Annotated in this window: 19 protein-coding genes; 5 read left to right on the plus strand and 14 right to left on the minus strand. The window is 62.0% G+C overall.

What is annotated here, in order from left to right:
- Positions 1 to 27: 27 nt before the first annotated feature.
- Together L2D14_16515 and L2D14_16520 are read left to right on the plus strand one after the other, a co-directional pair.
- Complete coding sequence (locus L2D14_16515; GenBank protein ID WNJ99460.1) at positions 28 to 1,311, plus strand: adenylate/guanylate cyclase domain-containing protein; 1,284 nt, start codon at positions 28 to 30, stop codon at positions 1,309 to 1,311.
- 1 nt (position 1,312) lies between these two features.
- Positions 1,313 to 2,248, plus strand: coding sequence for a DMT family transporter (locus L2D14_16520; GenBank protein WNJ99461.1), 936 nt, complete (start codon positions 1,313 to 1,315; stop codon positions 2,246 to 2,248).
- Here the strand turns inward: L2D14_16520 and L2D14_16525 are convergent.
- The 3 genes from L2D14_16525 to L2D14_16535 all read right to left on the minus strand — a co-directional run bounded on the left by L2D14_16525 (position 2,205) and on the right by L2D14_16535 (position 5,298).
- The gene (locus L2D14_16525; protein ID WNJ99462.1) at positions 2,205 to 2,954 is read right to left on the minus strand and encodes a DUF2927 domain-containing protein; all 750 of its coding nucleotides are present in this window, start codon (positions 2,952 to 2,954) and stop codon (positions 2,205 to 2,207) included. The two genes, L2D14_16520 and L2D14_16525, sit on opposite strands and share 44 nt — an antisense overlap.
- Positions 2,955 to 3,204: 250 nt before the next feature.
- Positions 3,205 to 3,999 (minus strand): alpha/beta hydrolase, encoded by a 795-nt coding sequence (locus L2D14_16530; GenBank protein WNJ99463.1) that lies wholly within the window; start codon positions 3,997 to 3,999, stop codon positions 3,205 to 3,207.
- A 3-nt stretch (positions 4,000 to 4,002) separates the two neighbouring features.
- On the minus strand, positions 4,003 to 5,298 hold the full coding sequence (locus L2D14_16535; protein WNJ99464.1) for an O-acetylhomoserine aminocarboxypropyltransferase: 1,296 nt from the start codon (positions 5,296 to 5,298) through the stop codon (positions 4,003 to 4,005).
- 96 nt (positions 5,299 to 5,394) lie between these two features.
- On the opposite strand from L2D14_16535, the gene L2D14_16540 reads away from it, so the two are divergent.
- Complete coding sequence (locus tag L2D14_16540) at positions 5,395 to 6,696, plus strand: 3-hydroxyacyl-CoA dehydrogenase family protein (protein ID WNJ99465.1); 1,302 nt, start codon at positions 5,395 to 5,397, stop codon at positions 6,694 to 6,696.
- 91 nt (positions 6,697 to 6,787) lie between these two features.
- Here L2D14_16540 and L2D14_16545 read toward each other — a convergent pair whose 3' ends face one another.
- The 5 genes from L2D14_16545 to L2D14_16565 all read right to left on the minus strand — a co-directional run bounded on the left by L2D14_16545 (position 6,788) and on the right by L2D14_16565 (position 12,747).
- On the minus strand, positions 6,788 to 8,137 hold the full coding sequence (locus tag L2D14_16545) for a phosphotransferase (GenBank protein WNJ99466.1): 1,350 nt from the start codon (positions 8,135 to 8,137) through the stop codon (positions 6,788 to 6,790).
- Positions 8,134 to 9,345 carry an acyl-CoA dehydrogenase family protein gene (locus L2D14_16550; protein ID WNJ99467.1) on the minus strand — a complete coding sequence of 404 codons (1,212 nt, stop codon included), beginning with the start codon at positions 9,343 to 9,345 and terminating at the stop codon, positions 8,134 to 8,136. The genes L2D14_16545 and L2D14_16550 overlap by 4 nt, the downstream gene beginning before the upstream one ends.
- Before the next feature lie 71 nt (positions 9,346 to 9,416).
- Positions 9,417 to 10,292 carry an alpha/beta hydrolase gene (locus tag L2D14_16555; protein ID WNJ99468.1) on the minus strand — a complete coding sequence of 292 codons (876 nt, stop codon included), beginning with the start codon at positions 10,290 to 10,292 and terminating at the stop codon, positions 9,417 to 9,419.
- A 13-nt stretch (positions 10,293 to 10,305) separates the two neighbouring features.
- The gene (locus L2D14_16560) at positions 10,306 to 11,067 is read right to left on the minus strand and encodes a glucose 1-dehydrogenase (GenBank protein WNJ99469.1); all 762 of its coding nucleotides are present in this window, start codon (positions 11,065 to 11,067) and stop codon (positions 10,306 to 10,308) included.
- On the minus strand, positions 11,068 to 12,747 hold the full coding sequence (locus L2D14_16565; protein WNJ99470.1) for an acyl-CoA synthetase: 1,680 nt from the start codon (positions 12,745 to 12,747) through the stop codon (positions 11,068 to 11,070).
- A 127-nt stretch (positions 12,748 to 12,874) separates the two neighbouring features.
- On the opposite strand from L2D14_16565, the gene L2D14_16570 reads away from it, so the two are divergent.
- Both L2D14_16570 and hutG read left to right on the plus strand, forming a co-directional pair.
- Positions 12,875 to 13,726, plus strand: coding sequence for a carbon-nitrogen hydrolase family protein (locus L2D14_16570; protein ID WNJ99471.1), 852 nt, complete (start codon positions 12,875 to 12,877; stop codon positions 13,724 to 13,726).
- Positions 13,727 to 13,741: 15 nt separating this feature from the next.
- The gene (gene hutG, locus L2D14_16575; protein ID WNJ99472.1) at positions 13,742 to 14,530 is read left to right on the plus strand and encodes an N-formylglutamate deformylase; all 789 of its coding nucleotides are present in this window, start codon (positions 13,742 to 13,744) and stop codon (positions 14,528 to 14,530) included.
- Between the two features lie 65 nt (positions 14,531 to 14,595).
- Here hutG and L2D14_16580 read toward each other — a convergent pair whose 3' ends face one another.
- The 6 genes from L2D14_16580 to L2D14_16605 all read right to left on the minus strand — a co-directional run bounded on the left by L2D14_16580 (position 14,596) and on the right by L2D14_16605 (position 20,181).
- Positions 14,596 to 15,336, minus strand: coding sequence for an SDR family oxidoreductase (locus L2D14_16580; protein WNJ99473.1), 741 nt, complete (start codon positions 15,334 to 15,336; stop codon positions 14,596 to 14,598).
- Positions 15,333 to 16,820 (minus strand): aldehyde dehydrogenase, encoded by a 1,488-nt coding sequence (locus L2D14_16585; protein WNJ99474.1) that lies wholly within the window; start codon positions 16,818 to 16,820, stop codon positions 15,333 to 15,335. Before L2D14_16585 ends, L2D14_16580 begins: the two co-directional genes overlap by 4 nt.
- Before the next feature lie 22 nt (positions 16,821 to 16,842).
- Positions 16,843 to 17,244, minus strand: a complete 402-nt coding sequence (locus tag L2D14_16590) for a nuclear transport factor 2 family protein (GenBank protein ID WNJ99475.1) — start codon at positions 17,242 to 17,244, stop codon at positions 16,843 to 16,845.
- 128 nt (positions 17,245 to 17,372) lie between these two features.
- Positions 17,373 to 17,972, minus strand: a complete 600-nt coding sequence (locus L2D14_16595) for a thiamine pyrophosphate-dependent enzyme (protein WNJ99476.1) — start codon at positions 17,970 to 17,972, stop codon at positions 17,373 to 17,375.
- 10 nt (positions 17,973 to 17,982) lie between these two features.
- Positions 17,983 to 18,492: a phosphonopyruvate decarboxylase gene (locus L2D14_16600; protein WNJ99477.1), complete on the minus strand. Its 510-nt coding sequence runs from the start codon at positions 18,490 to 18,492 to the stop codon at positions 17,983 to 17,985.
- Positions 18,493 to 18,495: 3 nt separating this feature from the next.
- Positions 18,496 to 20,181 carry a tripartite tricarboxylate transporter permease gene (locus L2D14_16605; protein WNJ99478.1) on the minus strand — a complete coding sequence of 562 codons (1,686 nt, stop codon included), beginning with the start codon at positions 20,179 to 20,181 and terminating at the stop codon, positions 18,496 to 18,498.
- Between the last annotated feature and the right edge of the window lie 9 nt (positions 20,182 to 20,190).

Genomic DNA, 20,190 nt, shown 5'->3' on the forward strand with positions numbered 1-20,190 from the left:
TCAGGCATCCGAAAGGTAACGGCCCCGATGCACAACCGTGAGCAGATATTTCCCTCCGAACAGCCGTTCCCGCTGGGCCGGCTGTTCCGGCGCCGTTTCATCCCCGCGTTTCTCGGCTTTACCGGATTGTTTCTGGTTCTGCTGGGGATTACGGCCAGGCATGTCATCGAAGAGATTTACCTGGAACAGGCGCAACGCCGCGCCCAGACCATCGCCCGCGCCGTCGCTGACATCGCGCCCGCGCCTTGGGCGCACCTGATGGCCGGGACGACCCTGGCCGAACTGCAGAACTCGACCGATGCGGCTGTCCTATCCAAGGCATTCACCGATGAAGTCCGCGAAATGAACCTGCCCGAGCTTAAGGTTTATGACATGGAGACACGGGTACTGTTCGCAACCAAAGCCGGTGAAATCGGCTCCACCGAACCCGCGCAGGCGCTGCGCAACACCATCGACAATTCGACATCGAGCATCGTCACCAAAAAACTGCCGGACGGGACCAGTCAGTATGAGCTGTATGTTCCGGTGTTTGACGATAAGCACAACGTGCGTACGGTTTTCGAGCTATACGAGCCGGTGACGTACCTCAACGCCATCCTGATCAACGCCGCGATCCCGACGATGGCTGTCCCGGCGGGCCTTTTGCTGCTGTTGATCTTTGCCCTGAATGTGCTGGTCGGCCGTGCGCAACGCGATATCGATGCCCGGACATCGGCACTGAAGGCATTGCAGGACAGGCTTTCGTCGTTCGTCTCGTCAACAGCGATCAGCGCCGCCCGCAGCGCCGGCCAGGACGGCGGCATCAAATCGCAAAAGGTCGAGACGACCCTGTTCTATTCGGATATTCGCGACTTCACAGGGTTTTCCGAACAGAATCCGGCGGAAACCGTGGTCAGCTTCCTGAACGACATCATGACCCTGCAGGTCGATGCCATCAAAAAACACGGCGGCGATGTCGACAAGATGATCGGTGACGCCGTTCTGGCCCGCTTCGACGGCGACGACGGCGATGCCCGCGCCATTGCCGCGGCGCGTGAAATCCAGAGCGCGATCAAGGCAGGCAACTACCCGCGCAAGCTTGGTATCGGGATTCATACCGGCGAGGTTATCTCCGGTGCCATCGGCCCCGAAGACCGCCGCGATTTCACCGTCATCGGTGATGCGGTGAATATTTCCGCGCGGCTGTGCGCGCTGGCCAAGGCCGATGAAATCGTCGTCGATGCGGATATGGCCGATGACGCTTTCAGTACGTCCGAAACCGTCCAGGTCAAGGGCCGGGTTCAAGGCATCGCCATCAGAAGACTCGGCTGAGATGACCGACCACGAGCAGCCGTCCGCGGGACAAGTCAGCATTGCCACAGCCATGCTGATCATGACGCCCCTGTTCTGGGCCGGGCACAGCGTCGTCGGGCGGATCATCGCCAATGAAATCCCGACATTTACGCTGGTCAGCATGCGCTGGCTCATGGCCTTCGCGATCCTGATGGTCTTCATCGCACCCAAAGTCTGGGCCGAACGCTGGCTGCTGATCAAGCACTGGCGCTATGTCCTGCTGACGGGATTGATCGGCCCGGCGCTGTTCCCGTGCCTGCTGTACACCGGGCTGAAGACGACAACCGTCACCAACACCTCGATCATCCAGACATCGGTGCCGGGGCTGGTGCCGTTCATCGCCTGGCTGTTGCTCAAGGAACGGGTCGCGCTGCAACAGGTGATCGGCATCGGTATTTCCAGCATCGGCGTCGCGCTGATCGCCACGCAGGGTAACCTTCTGGCCATTGCCGAGGTTGAATTCGTACCGGGCGACCTGGTGATCCTCTGCGCGTTTACCGCCTGGGCGATCTATACGGTGGTCATCCGCCTCAAGCCCCGGCAGATGCATGCCAATACACTGCTGGCATCGAGCATGGCGATCGGCGGCCTTGCGACGCTGCCGTTATGGCTGTGGGAATTATCCGAAGGTAAAACCTTCCCGGTCACCGAACAGTCGATGTGGGCTTTCGGCTACATCATGCTGTTCCCGACCCTGCTGGCGTACTTCTTCTATAATCACGCCATCAACATCGTCGGTCCGACCAAGGCCGGGCTGGCCTCGCATCTGGTGCCACCGCTCGGCATCTGCCTCGGCGTGATCTTCCTGGGCGAAAATTTCGAAATCTTCCATGCCGTCAGTTTCGCGGCGATCCTGAGCGGCGTCGTTCTGGTTATTCGGGGCGGGCACGCTTCAGGAAAGCCAAAACCCGCGTAAGCGTCTCGTTGCGGGACATACCCGGCGTGATGTCCTTTTGATACAACGCCCGCAACAACCAGCGGTCATGCTCCGTCAGTTCGAAATAACGGCTGGAATCGTTGAAGATCGAAGGTTTGACGGCATTCGAGTCGTTCGGCAGCCCGAGGATCTGGGTGATTTCCTCGACCGCGCAGGCGCGAAGGTAGCTTTCCGGGTGGCGTGACGGAAAAACGATGACGGCGGCAACGATCTCGCCCTTGCGGGTAAAATAATTGGCGAAGCAGGTCGAATTCTGCACCATCCAGCGGACTTTTTCCTGATCGCCTTTCCAGTACTTCGCCAGCGCCGCAGGAATTTCCTCGTCACTCATGTAATACAGAATGACGTTGACGTTGTTCCGGTCGAAATCGGCCGGCAGTTGTTTTGCCTTCTGTTTGGCAAAAGAATAATACAGCTCGATCCGGTGTCCCGTCAGTTGGTTCAGGTCATGCGCCACGTCATCGATGAAGGCTTCCAGATGGGCCGGATAGTTCTTGCCTTGAATGCCCATCAGCATCGGCTTCGCCCACTTGCGAACGATGTCGTACTTCTTGCCGGTATATTCGTTGCCGAACGCGATGACGTCGAAATTACGCAGCAGATCGGCGTTGGAGAAATCCTCGTCGGCATGGGACGGGACAGCGGATAAAAGCAGGGAAAGGACGAATAGAATACGCTTCATCATCCGAATTTGCCCTATTTATCAGGCACATGCCAGCACATTGAGAAGTTTATTACGGCCCCGCCTGCCTGCAAATTGACGCCAAATTGCCTTATTCCGACCCGCAAATCGCCACACCCGGAGGCGAGCCTTGTCATGGGTAAACAAGCGTCCCCCGCGCTTGGTTTCTCCATCTCTCCCCCAACCGACTGAGGGGATCGCCAAACGGCGGTCCCCTCTTTTTTTAGGCGTACCGAGCGAGCCGGATGAAGGCTTAGCGCGCCAGTTCCAACAACAGCTTCGCCACTTCGCGCGGGCGTTCGATCATCATCATGTGGCCGGTTTCCGGCAACACCGTCAATGCCACGTCCTTGAGCGCGTCGGCCAACGGCCGGGCGTTCTTGAGCGGTGTCATCTTGTCTTCGTCGCCGGATATCAGCGCCACCGGCGCATCGATTTTCGCCGCCGCCGTCAGCGCATCCTTATAGGCATCGCAGGCCTTCAGATCGACGGCCAGCGCACCCGGCCTGGCATCCGCCAGCAATCGTTCCGCGGCGCCCATCGCCCACAATCCGGGCAATAGATGCCCACCCGTGTGCGCGATCGTGCCGAAGCCCCAGTCGGTGATCAGTTCCGGGGCCAGCATGCCGCCGTCTTCCGCCGCCTTGATCAGATCCGGGTGCACCGGCATTTCCGCCGCCGCGCCCAACAAGCCGACCGCGCGCACCTTTTCCGGATAGCGCGCCGCGAAATCCAGCGAGATCAGCGCCCCCATGGAATGCCCGGCCACGCTGGCGGTCTCGACGCCTGCCGCGTCCATGAAGGCGGCGATCCAGTCCGCCATGTCGGCGATACTCGCCAGCGGATCGCCGTCGGAATGACCGTGCCCGGGCAGATCAACGGCCAGCACCCTGATGCCCCGGTGCGCGATATAGCGGCTTTGCAACTGCCAGACCGTGCCGTCCATGCCCGCACCGTGGATCAGGATCAATACCGGCGCTTCGTCGCCGCCCATTGTGGTGCCGCCGGTGACGGCATGCGCCTTAAGGCCGTTTACCTTCGTTTCCATGGCTTAACCCCGCTGCGAGGCGCGCAGCCCCGCCTTCAGATCGGCAATGATATCGCCGGCGCTTTCGATGCCGACCGACACGCGGATCAGGTTTTCGCCGATCCCCGCCGCGTCGAGCGCCTCGGCGCTCATCTGCTGGTGCGTCGTCGAGCCGGGGTGAATGACCAGCGTCTTGGCGTCGCCGACGTTGGCCAGATGCGAGGCCAGCTTGACGTTCTCGATAAACTTGCGCCCGGCTTCCCTGCCCCCCTTGATCCCGAAGCTGAGGATCGCGCCCGCGCCCTTGGGCAACAGTTCCTTGGCCAGTTCGTGATCCGGGTGTGACGGTACCGACGGGTGATTGACCCATTCGACTTCTTCCGCCGCATCCAGAAACGCCGCAACCTTGAGCGCATTTTCCACATGCCTTTCCATCCTGAGCGGCAGGGTTTCCGTCCCCTGTATCAGATGAAAGGCGTTGGCCGGGCTCATGCAGGCGCCGAAATCCTTCATGCCCTCGGCGCGCATCCGCATGATCAGCGCCTGGGTGCCGAATTCCTCGGCAAAGTCGATCCCCGCATAGCCGTCGTAAGGCTCGGTCAGGGTCGGGAACTTGCTGCCCGCTTCCCAGTCGAACGCACCGGAATCGACGACAATCCCGCCGATGGCGACCCCGTGCCCACCGATGAACTTGGTCAGCGAGTGCATGACGATATCGGCACCGTGTTCGAACGGCTTCATCAGGTACGGCGTCGCGAAGGTGCTGTCGATCATCAACGGCAGACCCGCATCGTGCGCGATATCGGCGATGACGGGAATATTCAGCACCTCGATCCCCGGATTACCCAGGGTCTCGCCGAACACCAGACGCGTCTTGTCGGTGATCGCCGCCCGGAAAGCATCCGGGTCGCGCGGATTGACGAACGTGGTCTCGATCCCGAAGCGCGGCAGCGTGTAGCTGAACAGGTTGTGCGTGCCGCCGTACAGCGAACCGCTTGAAACGATATGGCCGCCCTTGTCCATCAGCGTCGCGATGGCGAGGAAGATCGCCGCCATGCCGCTGGCCGTCGCGACCGCACCGACGCCGCCTTCCAACGCGGCGATGCGTTCTTCGAGCACGGCCACCGTCGGGTTCGACAGCCGCGAATAGATATGCCCCGGCTGTTCCAGGTTATACAGCGACGCCGCATGGTCCGTATCGTCGAACACATACGATGTCGTCTGATAGATCGGCACGGCGCGCGAGCCCGTTTCCGCATCGGGTTTGTGACCCGCATGCAGGCTGAGCGTCTCGAAGTCGTAGAATTTCGGCTGGACCATGGTCCCCCCTTCGTCGCAATGGACTTTACAAAATCTGTCCTCCTCATTAGGCAGAAGCTTCGGAACCGTCAAACGAAAGTCCTGAAAGAGAAAAACATGAGCCGTGAGATCAAATCCGTCGCCGTTCTGGGCGCGGGCACCATGGGCACCGGCATCGCCGGGCTGGCCGCCGAAAAGGACTGCAAGGTCCTGTTGCTGGACGTCTCGATGGAAGCCGCCGAAAAGGCGCTCGATAAAATCGTCAACGGCCGCCCGCCGGCCATCGACACGCCGGGCAAGGAAGCCAACATCACGCTCGGCACGCTGACGGACGATCTCGAAAAAATCGCCGACTACGACTGGATCTGCGAAGCGGTGATCGAGGATGTGGCCACCAAGCGCAAGCTGTTCGAGCGTTTCGAGCCGCTCAGGAAGGACGGTTCCGTGGTCTCGACCAACACGTCGGGCATTCCGCTCAGGGACATCACCGAAGGCATGCCGGACCGGTTGCTGAAGGACGTCGCGGTGACGCACTTCTTCAACCCGGTGAAGATCATGAAGCTGTGCGAACTGGTGCCGGGCGAAAAGACCGACGCCGACGTCATCGACGCCTTCCGCGCTTTCCTCGGCGGCGAAATGGGCAAGGGCGTGGTCAACGCCAAGGACACGGTCAACTTCATCGGCAACCGCATCGGCTGTTTCTGGATGCTGCGCGGTCTGCACGCGGCGACGGACGCACGCGCTGCAGGGTTGTCGCAGGAACGCATCGACGCGCTGATGTCGGCACCGATGGGGCTGCCGCCGACCGGGCTTTACGGGCTGATCGATCTTATCGGTCTGGATATCATGGATTTCGTCGGCAAGAACCTCGCCATCAACCTGCCGAAAGGCGACATGGGCGAAGCCTTTACCAAGTTCCCGGCCGCCGAACAGGCGATGCTGGAAGCCGGCCAGCTCGGCCGCAAGACCGGCGGCGGGTTTTATAAAATGATCAAGCTCGACGACGGATCGCGGAAAAAGGAAACCTTCGATCTGAACACCGGCGAATGGCGCGATGGCCTCGACGTTGCCGTCGATGTTTCCGCCGATGTGATGTTCGCGGACAGTGCCGATGGGAAGTTCTGCTGGGACATCATGGGCTCGACGCTGGCCTATGCCGCCGATTTAATCCCGGAAATTTCCGACGATATCGTCAACGTGGATCGCGCCATGCGTTGGGGCTTCGCGTGGGGCAAGGGGCCGTTCGAGCTACTGGATGCCGTCGGGCCGAAACGCTTCGCCGAGAAATGCCGCGAAGGCGGTGCGGTGCCGAAGATGCTCGACGTGCTGGAAAATGCCGGCGCCGAGACGTTCTATCGCAACGGCGGGTCTGAATACCTTGGCCTCGACGGCGCATATCACCCGGTGCCTGCGGAATAATAAGCCCCCTCTCCCGGCTCACTCCGTTCGCCACCCTCTCCCAAGGGAGAGGGGAAGTGCGATCCTGCCCTCTCCCTTGGGAGAGGGCGCGTTACCCCAACGCCCGGGGATTGCTCTCCGTGAGGGTGGCGCGGACTTGGGCGAGTAACAGAGCATGATCTACGGCCGTTCCTTCGCCTGAGCGGATTCTTGACGCCAGTGCCGCCGCATCCGCGTTGCCGGCGCTATCCGCGCCCCCGATCTGGCGCATGACGATGCCGAGCGCGTTGGCCGCCATCAGCGCCTTGTAGCGCGCCTCTCCGTCGAGCACGTTGGCCAGATCGCCGCGCACGATGTCCCGCGCAATTCCCAGCAACGCATCCAGCGACGGCTGTGGGCGCACCGGTTCAATGCCATCCGGCAACCGCGCCGGGTCGGCGGGGGCGGTCTCGGATAAAATCTCCAACTCAAGCTCGGGCACGATGTGCGCCGTCAGCGCCAGTTCCAGATTGCGCTCGCCGCCGCTGACGAAACGGTCGGCTTGTTGTAGCGCGATCACCGCCCAGCGCATGGTCGCCATGACCTGCCAGTAGCCGACCATATCGCGGTCGACCGTGCGGCCGCTTTCCGCCTCGTAGCCTTCGATCAGCGCATCCAAGGAGCCGACACCACCGCAAACGCGGTCATTGGCACCGAAGCGCCAGCACTTCGCCGTCAGCCAGCCGATATCCTCCATCGGGTCGGACCAGCCGGCGAATTCCCAGTCCAGCACCGCCGTCAATTTGCCGTCGGCGACCATGTAATTGCCGGTGCGGTAATCGCGGTGACAGAACACCGTTGCCGAATTTTCAGGCGCGTTCTCTTCGAGCCAGCGCAGACCCCATTCCAGCGCCGGATGCGACCCCGGCAGCGCGTCCAGATGGCGACGGTATTCGGCGACCGACGATGTTGCCGGCGGCCCGTCGGGCTTGTCGACGAAGGCCAGATCGGGGGCGTCGGCAATCGTGTGGATGCGCGCCAGATTACGGCCCAATTCGGCGGCGAGCGCGTCGTTGGCATCCATCTTCGCGAGCTTGTGACCGGCCGCCGTGCCTTCGGCGCGGTGCATGATGAAGAACGGCGTGCCGAGCACGTCCAAATCCTCACACAGTACACACGGCACCGGCACCGTAACCCCGGCTTCATGCGCGTGTTTCAGGATCGTGAATTCCTCGGCGCGGCCATGCGAAACGGCGACGTTCGACGGTGCGTCCTTGCGCAACACCAGATCGTGCGACCCCGGCCAGTCGCCGCCGTCCAGGTCCAGCTTCAGCGCCCAGTTTTCCTGAATGGCGCCGCCGGAAAGCTGTTTCAGGTCGCGCACCTGCGCGCGGCCGCCGGACTGGCGCGCCAGCCAGACCTCGAGCCGTTTGATGGCGTCCCGGTCCATGTTGGTGACGGCGTCGTCGTTGCGCCCGCTCACTGTTCAGGCTTTCCCCATGACCAGAAGTCCATGCCGCGTTCCTTAAGCGCACCCGCCAACACCATCTTGTGCACCTCGGACGCGCCGTCGACCAGCTTCGCCTGACGGGCGTAACGGTAAATCCATTCCAGCACCGTGTCCTTGGAATAACCGCGCGCACCGTTCAACTGGATCGCCGTGTCGACCGCCTTGAACAGCACATCGGCGACGGCGACCTTGGCCATCGAGACCTCGGTCCGCGCCCGCGATCCCTGATCCAGCGCCCACGCCGCCTTCATGGTCAGCAGACGCCCGACCTCGATATCCATGGCCGCATCGCCGAGCAGAAGCTGCACGCTTTCACGCTTCGACAGCTTCATGCCGAAAGCTTCGCGGTTGGAAATATACTCGTCGGCGATTTCGAGCGAGCGCTTGGCCAGCCCCAGCCAGCGCATGCAGTGCGTGAGGCGTGCCGTGCCGAGACGTATCTGTACGCACTTCATCCCTTCGCCGACGCCCATCAGGCGGTTCTCGTCGGGGATTTCCATGCCGTTGAACATCAGCTCGCAATGCCCGCCGTGTTCCTCCGGCCCCATGATCGGGATGCGCCGTTCGATTTCCCAGCCGGGGGTGTCCTTGTGGAAAAGAAATGCCGTCAGGTTGCGGCGATCTTCGTCTGACGTGCGCGCCAGCAAAATGAAATGATCGGCGACACCGGCCCCGGTGATGAACCACTTGCGGCCCTGGATGACCCATTTGTCGCCTTTCTTCGTGGCGCGGGTCAGCATCATGCCGCCAGGATCGGAACCGCCGCCCGGCGCCGGTTCGGTCATGACGATGGACGATTTCACCTTGCCGTCGATGATCGGCTGCAGCCACTGTTCCTTTTGCGCGTCGGTGGCGACCTTGTTCAGCACGTACATGTTGCCGTCGTCGGGGGCGGCGGCGTTGAAGCACACCGGGCCGAAGATCGAACGGTTCATTTCCTCGTAACACGCCGCCATGCCGACGGTATCGAATCCGCGCCCGCCCCGCTCCTTCGGCATCGACAGGCACCACAGGCCGGCAGCACGGGCATCCGCCTGTATCTGCTTGGCCAGATCGAGACGGATGTTCTCGTGATCGTCATAGCTGGCGGGGTCGTCTTCCAGCGGCAGAATGCGCTCGGCGACGAATTTACGGATGGCGAGGCGCGTTTCCTCGACCTCGGGCGATAATGTGAAGTCCATATTGTCCTCTCAGGGCGGTGTTACCTGATTTTGGCCCGCGCGCGTCGGGGTCTCAAGGCAAAGCCGCGCGGCTAACGCGGCCCGATCCCCGCATAATTGCCGTCAAAGGCTTCGCGCACCGGCCACACACCGGCGCGGGTCTGTTTCAGGAAGTCGTCGATCTCGGCGTTGAAGGTCGCCGGGTCTTCAAGATTGATCAGATGGCCCGACTTCGGAAATACCCTGAGTCCCGCCGTCGGCATGGCGCGCTTCAGCCATACGTTCACATCGAGACACACATCGTCCTCGTCGCCGACCATCAACAACGTCGGCACCGGGCAGGCGTTGAACTCGGCCTCGAAATCATACAGCGACGGGCGCTCGCCCTGCACGTGGCGCAGCGTATAGGCGGCGCCGATGGCCGGGTGTTCGGCCAATTGATCGCGGAACTCCGTCCAGCCGCGGATGTCCTTGCGCTTCAACTGGGTGCGCGTCGGGCCGTTGGCGAACGGGTCCGCCAGCATCTTGCCGGCGTCGAGGTATTCTTCCGAGCGCGCATAGGCCTCGTCATGGAAAACCTGCTGCTGCTCGCGCGGCGAGCCGGCACCGCCCGAGGCCGCGACCAGCGCCGTGACGCGGTCCGGATGATGAATGGCCAGCCTGAGCCCGGTGTAGGCGCCCATGGAAAGCCCGATCACGGTGGCCTCGGCAAGGCCCACCGCATCCATCACGGCGATGGCGTCGGCGTTGGCATGATCCTGACCGTAGAGGGATTCGTCTTCCGGCACGTCGGACGGCGGATAGCCGCGCGAACACATGACGATGCAGCGGTGATCGCGGGAAAAATGCCGCACCTGCGGCTCCCAACTGCGCTTGTCGCCGCCGTATTCGTGCAGGAACAGGATCGGCGCACCGCTTCCGGTTTCCTCGTAATAGATATTCACCCCGTCACGGTCTGCGTATGCCATTCGTTCGATCTCCCTAAAGCGTGTTCACCAGATGCCCGCCATCAACGGGAATGACCGCGCCGCTCATGTAGCTCGAGGCATTGGACGCCAGCAAAAGCAACGGCCCGTCGAGATCGTGCAGCCGTCCGCAGCGGCGCATCGGGATACGCTTGATCATCGTCTGTCCGGCATCCGATTGCAGGTAATCCTCGTTCAGGTCGGTTTCGATATAGCCCGGCGCCAGCGCGTTGACGCGGATCTGATAGCGCGCCAGTTCCAGCGCCAGAACCTTGGTCATCTGGATGACGGCGGCCTTGGATATGGCATAGGGCGCGACCCCCGCCGATACGCGCAATCCCAGGATCGACGCCGTGTTGACGATGTTGCCACCGCCGTTGTCACGCATCCGGCGCGCGGTTTCCTGGGCCACGATCCACGCCCCTTCGAGGTTGGTGTCGATGACCTTGCGCCAGTCGGCATCGGTGACGTCGAGGGCCGGGCCGCCCGCCGCGACCCCGGCGTTGTTGATCAGCACGTCGGGGACGGCCAGATCGGTGGCGATTTCATCCAGGGCCGCGGTGACGCTGTCACGGTCGGTGACGTCCATGCCGACGGCCAGCGCCGTGCCCCCGGCTTCGGCGATTTCGGCGGCGAGATTTTCCAGCCGGTCGCGGCGCCGGGCCGTCACGGCAACCCTGGCCCCGGCCGCCGCCAGGACGCGGGCAAAGTGCAGGCCCAGCCCCGAGGACGCGCCGGTGACCAGCACCGTCTTGCCGCCCATCAACATGGAAGTCATCTAGTCGTCCTTCTCGTCAGCAATGTCAGCGGCGATTTCCCTGGCCCGCTCACGCAACACGAATTTCTGGATTTTGCCGGTCGAGGTTTTCGGCAGCGGACCGAATTCGACGCGCGTCGGCGCCTTGAAGCGTGCCATGCGGTCCTTGCAGAAATCGATCAGTTCCTTGGCGTCCAGCGCGCCTTCGGCGGCGGCGGTCGTGGTGACGAACGCCAGCGGGGTCTCGCCCCACTTTTCCGACGGCATGGCGACCACGGCGCAATCCATCACGCCGGGGTGCTTGTACAGACATTCCTCGACCTCCAGCGACGAGATGTTCTCGCCGCCCGAGATGATGATATCCTTGGCCCGGTCCTTGACCTCGATATAGCCGTCCGGGTGCTGCACGGCCAGATCGCCGGTGTGATACCAGCCGCCCCGGAACGCGTCCGCCGTGGCCTTTTCATTTTTCAGATACCCGCGCATGACGGTGTTCGACTGGAACATGATCTCGCCGATGGTCTCGCCGTCTTCGGGTACAAGTTCCATTGTCTCGGGGTCGCGCACCGACTGATGGAACTGGGTCGGATAGCGCACGCCCTGGCGCGCCATCTTGGTGGCTTTTTCTTCGAGCGGCAGATCGGCCCATTCGTCCTGGAATACGCACACCGTCGACGGCCCGTAGGTTTCGGTCAGGCCGTAAAGATGCGTCACGTTAAAGCCCATATCCGCCATCCGCGATATCACGGTGGACGGCGGCGCGGCGCCGCCGGTGGCGACCTCGATGGAGTGAGTGAAGGTGCGTTTTACGCTGTCCGGCGCATGCACCAGCATGTTGAGCACAATCGGCGCACCGCACATGTGCGTCACCTTGTGTTCTTCGATCAGCGGAAAGATCAGCGCCGGATCGACATCGCGCAGGCAGACGTGCGTGCCGCCGACCGACGTCACCGCCCAGGTGTAGGTCCAGCCGTTGCAATGGAACATCGGCAGCGTCCACAGATAGACGCTTTCCGGGCCGAGGCGGAATACCAGCGCATTGCCGAGCGCATTCAGATAGCCGCCGCGATGATGATAAACGACACCCTTGGGGTTGCCGGTGGTGCCGGACGTGTAATTCAGGCACATCGCCTGCCATTCGTCGGCGGGCGGCTGCCAGACATGATCCGGATCGCCCTCGGCCAGCAACTCCTCGTAGGTTATCTCGCCGAAAAGCTGCCCCCCCTTGGCCAGCGGATCGTCGACGTCGACAACCAGAAGATCCGGATTATCGAGGATCGTCACCGCGTCCTTCATCACATCGGCATACTCGCGGTCGGTGATTAGCACCTTGGTTTCGGCATGTTTCAGGATAAACGCGATGGTCTCGGCATCGAGCCGGTAATTCAGCGCGTTCAGCACGCCGCCCGACATCGGCACGCCGTAATGCGCTTCCAGCATCGCCGGCGCGTTCGGCGACATCACCGACACCGTATCGCCGACGCCGATGCCGCGTTTTTGCAGCGCGCTCGCCAGACGGCGGCAGCGGACATCGAACTCGGCCCAGGTGAACCGGTGCGGCCCATGGATCACCGCGGTCTTCGACGGGAAAACGCGCGCCGCCCAATCGAGGTACGACAGCGGCGTCAGCGGCTGGTAATTGGCCGCGTTCTTGTCCAGTCCCTGCGTGAATATGTTTTCATCCGAAGATGCGTCGGACATCCCCATTCCTCCCAGATTGGCGCCATTGGATCATTGGTAACACTTGCAACGCCTTGCCGAAAGTTTAGCGCGGCTGGACAGCTTCGCAACGTCATGATTAAACGAAGCGACGAATGGGAGTGCAGAAATGACCGATACCTTCAAGATCGCCCTGGTGCAGACTTCGGCACAGGCAGATATGCATACGACGCTGGACCGCGCCGGTGAAATGGCCCGCGACGCGGCCGCCCAGGGCGCGAACATGCTGCAGTTCGCGGAATTCTTCTCTTGCTACAATGTCGACGAAAAAGGCATTCACACGGGCCCCCTGCCCGAGGAATCGCATCCGGCCATCGTGCAGTTCTCGAAACTTGCGGACGAACTGAAGGTCTGGATCAACTTGGGCTCAATCACCGTGCCGGCGCCGGATGGGCGGGCCTATAACCGGCAATACATGATCGACGATCAGGGTATCGTCCGCGCCACGTACGAAAAGATTCACCTGTTCGACGTCAATCTCGCCGACGACGACCGCTACCGCGAAAGCGCCAGCCTTTGCCCCGGCGAGCGCGCCGTCATCGTCGACACGCCGTGGGGCAGGACGGGCCTCACGATCTGTTACGACGTGCGCTTTCCGCACCTGTACCGCGACCTCGCCAAGGCCGGCGCGGATTTCCTGACCGTGCCGGCGGCGTTCACGCACCGCACCGGACAGGATCACTGGCACGTCCTGCTGCGTGCGCGGGCGATTGAGACCGGTTGTTTCGTCTTTGCCACCTGCCAGTCGGGCAAGCACGGCAAGGCCCGGACCTACGGCCATTCGCTGGTCGTCAATCCGTGGGGCGAAATCATCGCCGAAGGACCGGAAGACGACGAAGCAATTGTCATCGCCGAAATCGATCCCGCAGAGGTGGCCCAGGCACGGTCCCGCATTCCGGCACTGGAGCACGACAGACCCTATGCCAAACCCGCCCCGGCCAGCGCAGACGCCGCCGAATAACGACTGACAGGCATCATGGACATATTTGACTTTCTGCCCGGCACCTCACCGCTGCTGATCAACGCGCCGCACCCCGGCACGCATATCCCGGACGACATCAAAGCGCGCATGACCGAAGAGGCGCTACGCGTGCCCGATACCGACTGGCATATTCCGATGCTGTACGACTTCGCGCCGGCCATGGGGGCGCACTTCCTGGCGGCGACGCACAGCCGGTTCTGCATCGATCTGAACCGCCCGCCGGAGAATATCAACCTGTATCCCGGTCAGGACACCGAGGGGCTGGTGCCGCTGAAAACCGGACAGAACGAGCCGCTCTACAAACCGGGCCAGGAGCCGGACGACGCCGAAATCGCCGAGCGCACCGAGCGCTATCACGCGCCGTATCACGCCAAGCTGGCCGAGACGCTGGACGCTATTAAGGCCGAACACGGCTATGCGCTTTTGTGGGACGCGCATTCGATCAAGAGCGAGCTGCCGCGCTATTTCGACGGCAAGCTGTGGGACATCAACCTTGGCACCAACAACGGCGCAAGCTGTGCTCAGCGTCTGCAGGACGACCTCGAAGCCGTTGCCGGTGAGGCGGCGGGATATACGTGGAAAATGAACGGCCGTTACATCGGCGGCTATATCACGCGCCACTACGGCGATCCCGAGAACAACGTGCATGCGGTGCAGCTCGAGCTGAGCTGGGCGACATATATGGACGAGATTTATCCTTACAGCTACCGCGAGGACTTGGCAGCGGGCATACGCCCGGTGCTGCAGCGCTTCATCCAGACGATGCTGAATTTCCGGGGTTAACACCCCTCTCCCTGTCCCTCTCCCTGGGGAGAAGGTGGCGAACGCAGTGCGCCGGGATAGAGGGCTTAAACCCTGCCGCCCGCGACCGGCAGCACGCAGCCGGTGATGTACGACGCCTCGTCGGTACACAGCCAGTAGATGCCCGCCGCCACTTCTTCGGTGGTGCCGATGCGGCCCAGCGGGACTTCGTGGCGGAACTGCTCGAAGCGCGTCGCGATCTGTCCGGCGATGGACATTTCCGTCAACGTGTAGCCGGGCGCCACGGCGTTGACGCGAATACCCTCCTCGCCGACCTCGCGGGCCAGCCCCTTGGTCATGATATCGATGGCGCCCTTGCCCGCCGCATAGTCGATCCACTGGTTTGGACTGCCCTGCAGCGTCGCCGTCGACGACAGGTTGACGATGGCCCCACCCTTGCCGCCGTGCACGGTGGACATGCGTTTGACGGCTTCGCGGCACATAATGACGCTGCCCGCGACGTTGACGCGCAGAACGTCCATCACCGTATCCCATGTGGCTTCGTCCAAGCGCCGCTTGGGGCCGGTGATGCCGGCATTGTTGACGACGGCGTCGACATAAATGCCGTCGTCATCCAGCGCCTTGAACAGGGCCAGAATATCCGCTTCGGCGCCGACATCGCCCTTGATGGCGCGGGCCCCGGTCTCGTCGGCGATCTTTCCCGCCGCGTCATCGTTCGAGACATAAGTGAAGATCACGCGCCAGTCCTCGGCGGCGAAGCGCTGCACGACGGCGGCGCCGATGCCCCGGGACCCGCCGCTGACCAAAACCGTCTTTGGCGCGCTCATCTCATGATGAACGGGTTGGGCGTTTCCGTCGCATACGACATCCACACGGATTTGGTCTGCATGAATTCATAGATCGCGTCCTGACCGTTTTCACGCCCGACACCGGACTGCTTGTAGCCGCCGAACGGCGCCATGTAGCTGACGGCGCGGTAGGTATTGACCCAGATCGAGCCGGCGCGAAGTTGCTGCGACATCGTGAAGGCGCGGCGCATGGACTGGGTCCAGACCCCGGCGGCAAGGCCGTAAACCACGTCGTTGCCGACATGCAGCGCCTCTTCCTCGTCCTTGAAGGGGATCACCGACAGAACCGGGCCGAAAACCTCTTCCTGGGCGATGCGCATCCGGTTGTTGACGCCGGTGAAGACCGTCGGCTCGACGAAATAGCCGTCGCCGCATTCCGGGCGTTCGGCCTTGGCGCCGCCCATGCGGACCTCGGCGCCCTCGTCCTTGGCAATGTCGATGTAGCTGAGGATCTTCTCGTACTGCGGCACCGTGGTGACGGGGCCGACCTGCGTGTCCATCAGCATCGGATCGCCCATCTTCGCCGTCTTCGCCAACTGGATCAGCTTGTCGACGAACTCGTCATGGATGCTTTCCTGCACCAGCAAGCGCGAACCGGCGATACAGGTCTGCCCGGTCGCCGCGAAGATGCCGGAAATCGCACCCTTGACCGCATTTTCCATGTCGCAGTCGTCGAACACGATGTTCGGCGACTTGCCGCCAAGTTCCAGCGAAACACGCTTCAACTGTGACGCGCCTGTGGCATAGACCCGCTTGCCGGTTTCCGGGCCGCCGGTGAAGGTGATCTTGTCAACGCCCGGATGCTCGGTCAGCGCCGCGCCGACCTCGTGGCCGAAGCCGGTGACGACATTGACGACACCCGGCGGGAAGCCCGCTTCCTCGAACAGGCGCGCGTATTCGAGCGAGGACGCGGAGGTGAATTCGGACGGCTTGAGAACCACCGTGTTGCCGGCCGCCAGCGCCGGGGCCAGCTTCCATGCCGCCAGCAACAGCGGCGAGTTCCACGGCGTGATCGCCGCCACAACGCCGAGCGGCTCGTGGCGCGTGTAATGGAAGTGATCGGGCTTGTCGATCGGTGTGACGCCGCCTTCGATCTTGTCGGCGAGACCGCCGAAGTAATAGTACCACTGCGGCACGTACTTGAGCTGCATGCCCATTTCGGCAAGCAGCTTGCCGTTGTCGCGGACCTCGGTTTCAGCCAGCGACTCCGCATGCTGCGCCACCAGATCGCCGAGCTTCCTGAGCAGGTGTCCGCGCTGCGTCGCCGTCATCTTCGGCCAGTCGCCCGTGGTAAACGCCTTGCGGGCCGCCGCCACGGCGCGATCGGCATCGTCCGCCGTGGCGCGCTGGAATTCAGCCCAGTTCCGACCGGTATAGGGGTTCATGCTTTCGAATGTCTGACCGCCGGACGCGTCGACCCATTCGCCACCGATCAGCATTTGATATTTTTTGAGGTCGCTCATGCTTCTTCTCCCCCGGATTGATTTAAGCCGCCGATTGTTCGGCGTGATCCTTGATCATGACGCATGTCTTGGAAATGATCTGCCACGTCCCGTCGAGTTTCAAAACCGACAGGTAGTCGACGAATTCGCGGGTGCCGACCAGCACCTCGACCTTGACCATGACCGTATCCGGCCCGGCCTCGTCCATGGAAACAATGCGTTCGCGCCGCTCGGCCCCGGAGGCCTTGGGTGACGGACGGCTTTCGATGACCTTGCGGAAGTCGTCCATCGGCCAGTCGACGAAACCGCCGCCCAGATTGGCGGCATAAAGGTGTGCATTCGGATGAAACACCGAGCCCATCAGCAAATCGGTGTCGCCGCTGTAAAGTGCTTCAAAATAGTTCTGGATGCATGCCTCGACGGCACTCATGTCCTGAGCGTTCATGATACCCTCCCTGTTTGATCGGCGCATGCTAGCGCATCTGGCACCGGATTCCAGTATCTGCTGCAATTCATCCTTCGAGGCGCGGCCCAAGAAAGTTTCGGGGTGCTCCTCAGGATCAGGACGGAATGCTAAACCGCGCCCGGTCCCAGCAGTTCGGCACGGAAGCGGTTCTTGAGGTGCACCCCGTCCTTCGACGGCAAAACGAAATCGAGCGGCTCGGCACGCACCTTGATGACCCGGAACACCGGGCCTTCCGCATTGACGATGGCATCCAGATTGGCGGCGAGCGCATCCTCGTCGGCGATCACCTGGGCGTTCTTGATGCCGAGCCCCTGCGCCGTCAGCGCCAGATCGGCGACGGATGCGGTGTGCGTCGTCTGCATCCCGGTTTCGCCGTAACGTTCATTGTCGAACACACAGATGGCGAGGTTCTTCGGCGCCTGCACGGCAACCGTCGCCAGTGCGCCGATGCCCATCAGCATCTCGCCGTCGCCGGTGCAGACCAGCACGCGTTTCGACGGCTGCGCCAGGGCAAGCCCCAATCCCATCGGCACGGCGCCGCCCATGGCGCCCCACAGCGGAAAGATGCGCGCGCAATCGCCGGCGGCGGTAAAGTCCCAGTTGGTGGAGCCGAGACCGGTGACGATCAGTGAATCGTCGCGGGCATTCAAAAGCGTCTTGGCGACGTCGCGGCGGTGAAGCGGAAAACTCTCTGCACGGTCACTCATGATTTCTTCCTCACTTGCCGAAGGTTTTGACGGGCACGAGGCGCTGGCTCAACAACAGCACAGCCGACTGCTGACCGACGAAGGCCTTGTGCAACGTCGCCGCCGCCTTGGCGCCGACATCGGCCGGGTCCTCGACCTCGTCGACGAGGCAGCCCGCCGTTTCCAGCGCCTGCTTTGTCGTTGTGCCCATCGGCATCTGCCACGGATTGAACTCGTGCCACTGGCCGCGCATGGTGACGAAGGCAGCGAACGGGAAGCGGCAGGTCTCGATCAGCGACAGCATGTTGATGCAGTTGCCGACACCCGACGACTGCATCAGCATCACGCATTTCTCCCCGCCGAGCCAGGCACCGGCGCTCACCGCCACGCCTTCTTCCTCGGTCGTCAGCGAGACCGCCTTGATGTCATTGTCGGCGATACAGGCATTGATCAAAATCTTATGACCGGCATCCGGCACATACGCGACCTGACAGACACCGGCGTCCTTGACCGCCTTGTAGATATCGTTACCCCACTCCATGAATTATCCTTCCGACAAACGATGGCCTTCCGCATCCGCTGGATCGACTTTCCAGCCACGGCGGTGAATTTTGAACAACATATAAGCTGCGATGAGAAGTAGCAGCCCCCCCAGAATCGGCCGGACGGTGCCGACCATCATGAACATTGGCAGTGCCAGCGCCGCGAGCAAGCCCGGCGTGAAAAAAAGCGTCCAGGTTTTGCGTCCGCGCTGTGCCTGATAGCCCGAGAAAAACAGCGAAAACACCGACAGGATCAAAAAGAACAATGACCATGGATGCGTGAAGAAAGGTGTGATCTCGGTCGAAATCGCGGTTGCGCGCGAAAGCCACAATTCAGCAATCCGGCCCAGCACCACACCGAGGATCATCGGCGCCAGCGGGAAACCCAGATTGCGCATGACGTAGCCGACAATCCCGAACCAGAACAGCGTCCACATATCGAACGTGACGTTGTTGAGCGCAAAAATACCGATGCCGCAGTAGGCGAGGATGATCGATGCCAGAATATACATCCGGACCTTGGTCACGAGAACAAACAGCCTGAGCGCACCCGACTGCAATATCAACATCATGAAATTGGCAACGAAGAAGGCGATAAAAATCGAGTACGCCAGCACCGGTGTATCGCTGATGAAGCTCGGGCTCGGGATCACATCATGAATCAGCAGCGCCCCCAGCATCACGGCGGTCACGATGTCGCCCGGGATACCCAATGCCATCATCGTAATCAGCGCACCGCCGGCCGTCGCATTGTTGGCGGATTCCGGCGCGATGATCCCCTCGGCATGCCCCGTGCCGAACTTTTCCGGTGTCTTCGATGCTTTCTTCGCCTGATCGTAGGCAAGGATATTGGATATCGTGCTGCCGGCAGCGGGCAGGATGCCGGTAAAGACTCCGATGAAAGATGAACGGAAAAGATTAACCCAGTTTTTCAGCACCATGACAGCCGCCTTGCGGTGCTCGATCCTGGCGCTGACGGCTCCGGTTTCCGTCAGGGCCTTGCGGGCACGGACCCGGTCTTCGATATCCGACAGCAACTGTGAAAAGGCGAACAACCCGATCAGAACCGGCAGGAAATCGAAGCCCTGCAGCAGCGCATCAGAGCCGAAATTGAATCGTGCTATGCCGTTGATACTGTCTTCGCCGATGGTCGCAACCAACAGCCCAAAGGCGGCCGCCAGCAATCCCTTGATCAGGTTCTCGCCCGCCAGACTGGCGGCAATGGTGAGCGCGAACATGATCAGTGCGAAATAATCCCAGGGCTGGAATTCAAGCCCGATGCGGGCCAGTTGCGGCGCCAGCGTCACCAGCAACACGGCCGAAATCGTCCCCCCGAAGAACGAGGCCCAGACCCCAAGCCCAAGCGCCAGTCCCGGATTCCCCGACCGCGCCATCGGGAAACCGTCGAATGTCGTCGCGACGGAACTCGGCGTGCCTGGAATGCCGATCAAAATCCCCGACATCAAACCGCCAGACAGCCCGCCGACGAAAACCCCGATCATCGTTGCCAGCCCCTGCGCAGGCGGCATGCCGAATGTGAACGGCAACGTCAGAACCACGGCCATGGCAATGGTAAAGCCGGGAATGGCACCTGCGATCAGGCCGGCGATCGTCCCGACGGCCATCAGCAGAACCGTTTTGATGGTCGCCAGTTCCTGAACCGCAGCGAGAATATTTTCCAAAATCATCTGCGGCTC

It is taken from the genome of Thalassospiraceae bacterium LMO-JJ14, assembly GCA_021555105.2.
Lineage (GTDB): Bacteria > Pseudomonadota > Alphaproteobacteria > Rhodospirillales > Casp-alpha2 > UBA4479.

Bases quoted from the DNA above. Each gene is read 5' to 3' on its own strand.
- hutG (WNJ99472.1), top strand. From the start codon at position 13,742: ATGGACATATTTGACTTTCTGCCCGGCACCTCACCGCTGCTGATCAAC.
- L2D14_16535 (WNJ99464.1), bottom strand. From the start codon at position 5,298: ATGGTCCAGCCGAAATTCTACGACTTCGAGACGCTCAGCCTGCATGCG.
- L2D14_16600 (WNJ99477.1), bottom strand. From the start codon at position 18,492: ATGGAGTGGGGTAACGATATCTACAAGGCGGTCAAGGACGCCGGTGTC.
- L2D14_16595 (WNJ99476.1), bottom strand. From the start codon at position 17,972: ATGAGTGACCGTGCAGAGAGTTTTCCGCTTCACCGCCGCGACGTCGCC.
- L2D14_16540 (WNJ99465.1), top strand. From the start codon at position 5,395: ATGAGCCGTGAGATCAAATCCGTCGCCGTTCTGGGCGCGGGCACCATG.
- L2D14_16580 (WNJ99473.1), bottom strand. From the start codon at position 15,336: ATGAGCGCGCCAAAGACGGTTTTGGTCAGCGGCGGGTCCCGGGGCATC.
- L2D14_16585 (WNJ99474.1), bottom strand. From the start codon at position 16,820: ATGAGCGACCTCAAAAAATATCAAATGCTGATCGGTGGCGAATGGGTC.
- L2D14_16550 (WNJ99467.1), bottom strand. From the start codon at position 9,345: ATGGACTTCACATTATCGCCCGAGGTCGAGGAAACGCGCCTCGCCATC.
- L2D14_16520 (WNJ99461.1), top strand. From the start codon at position 1,313: ATGACCGACCACGAGCAGCCGTCCGCGGGACAAGTCAGCATTGCCACA.
- L2D14_16565 (WNJ99470.1), bottom strand. From the start codon at position 12,747: ATGTCCGACGCATCTTCGGATGAAAACATATTCACGCAGGGACTGGAC.
- L2D14_16570 (WNJ99471.1), top strand. From the start codon at position 12,875: ATGACCGATACCTTCAAGATCGCCCTGGTGCAGACTTCGGCACAGGCA.
- L2D14_16555 (WNJ99468.1), bottom strand. From the start codon at position 10,292: ATGGCATACGCAGACCGTGACGGGGTGAATATCTATTACGAGGAAACC.
- L2D14_16590 (WNJ99475.1), bottom strand. From the start codon at position 17,244: ATGAACGCTCAGGACATGAGTGCCGTCGAGGCATGCATCCAGAACTAT.
- L2D14_16515 (WNJ99460.1), top strand. From the start codon at position 28: ATGCACAACCGTGAGCAGATATTTCCCTCCGAACAGCCGTTCCCGCTG.
- L2D14_16530 (WNJ99463.1), bottom strand. From the start codon at position 3,999: ATGGAAACGAAGGTAAACGGCCTTAAGGCGCATGCCGTCACCGGCGGC.
- L2D14_16605 (WNJ99478.1), bottom strand. From the start codon at position 20,181: ATGATTTTGGAAAATATTCTCGCTGCGGTTCAGGAACTGGCGACCATC.
- L2D14_16525 (WNJ99462.1), bottom strand. From the start codon at position 2,954: ATGATGAAGCGTATTCTATTCGTCCTTTCCCTGCTTTTATCCGCTGTC.
- L2D14_16560 (WNJ99469.1), bottom strand. From the start codon at position 11,067: ATGACTTCCATGTTGATGGGCGGCAAGACGGTGCTGGTCACCGGCGCG.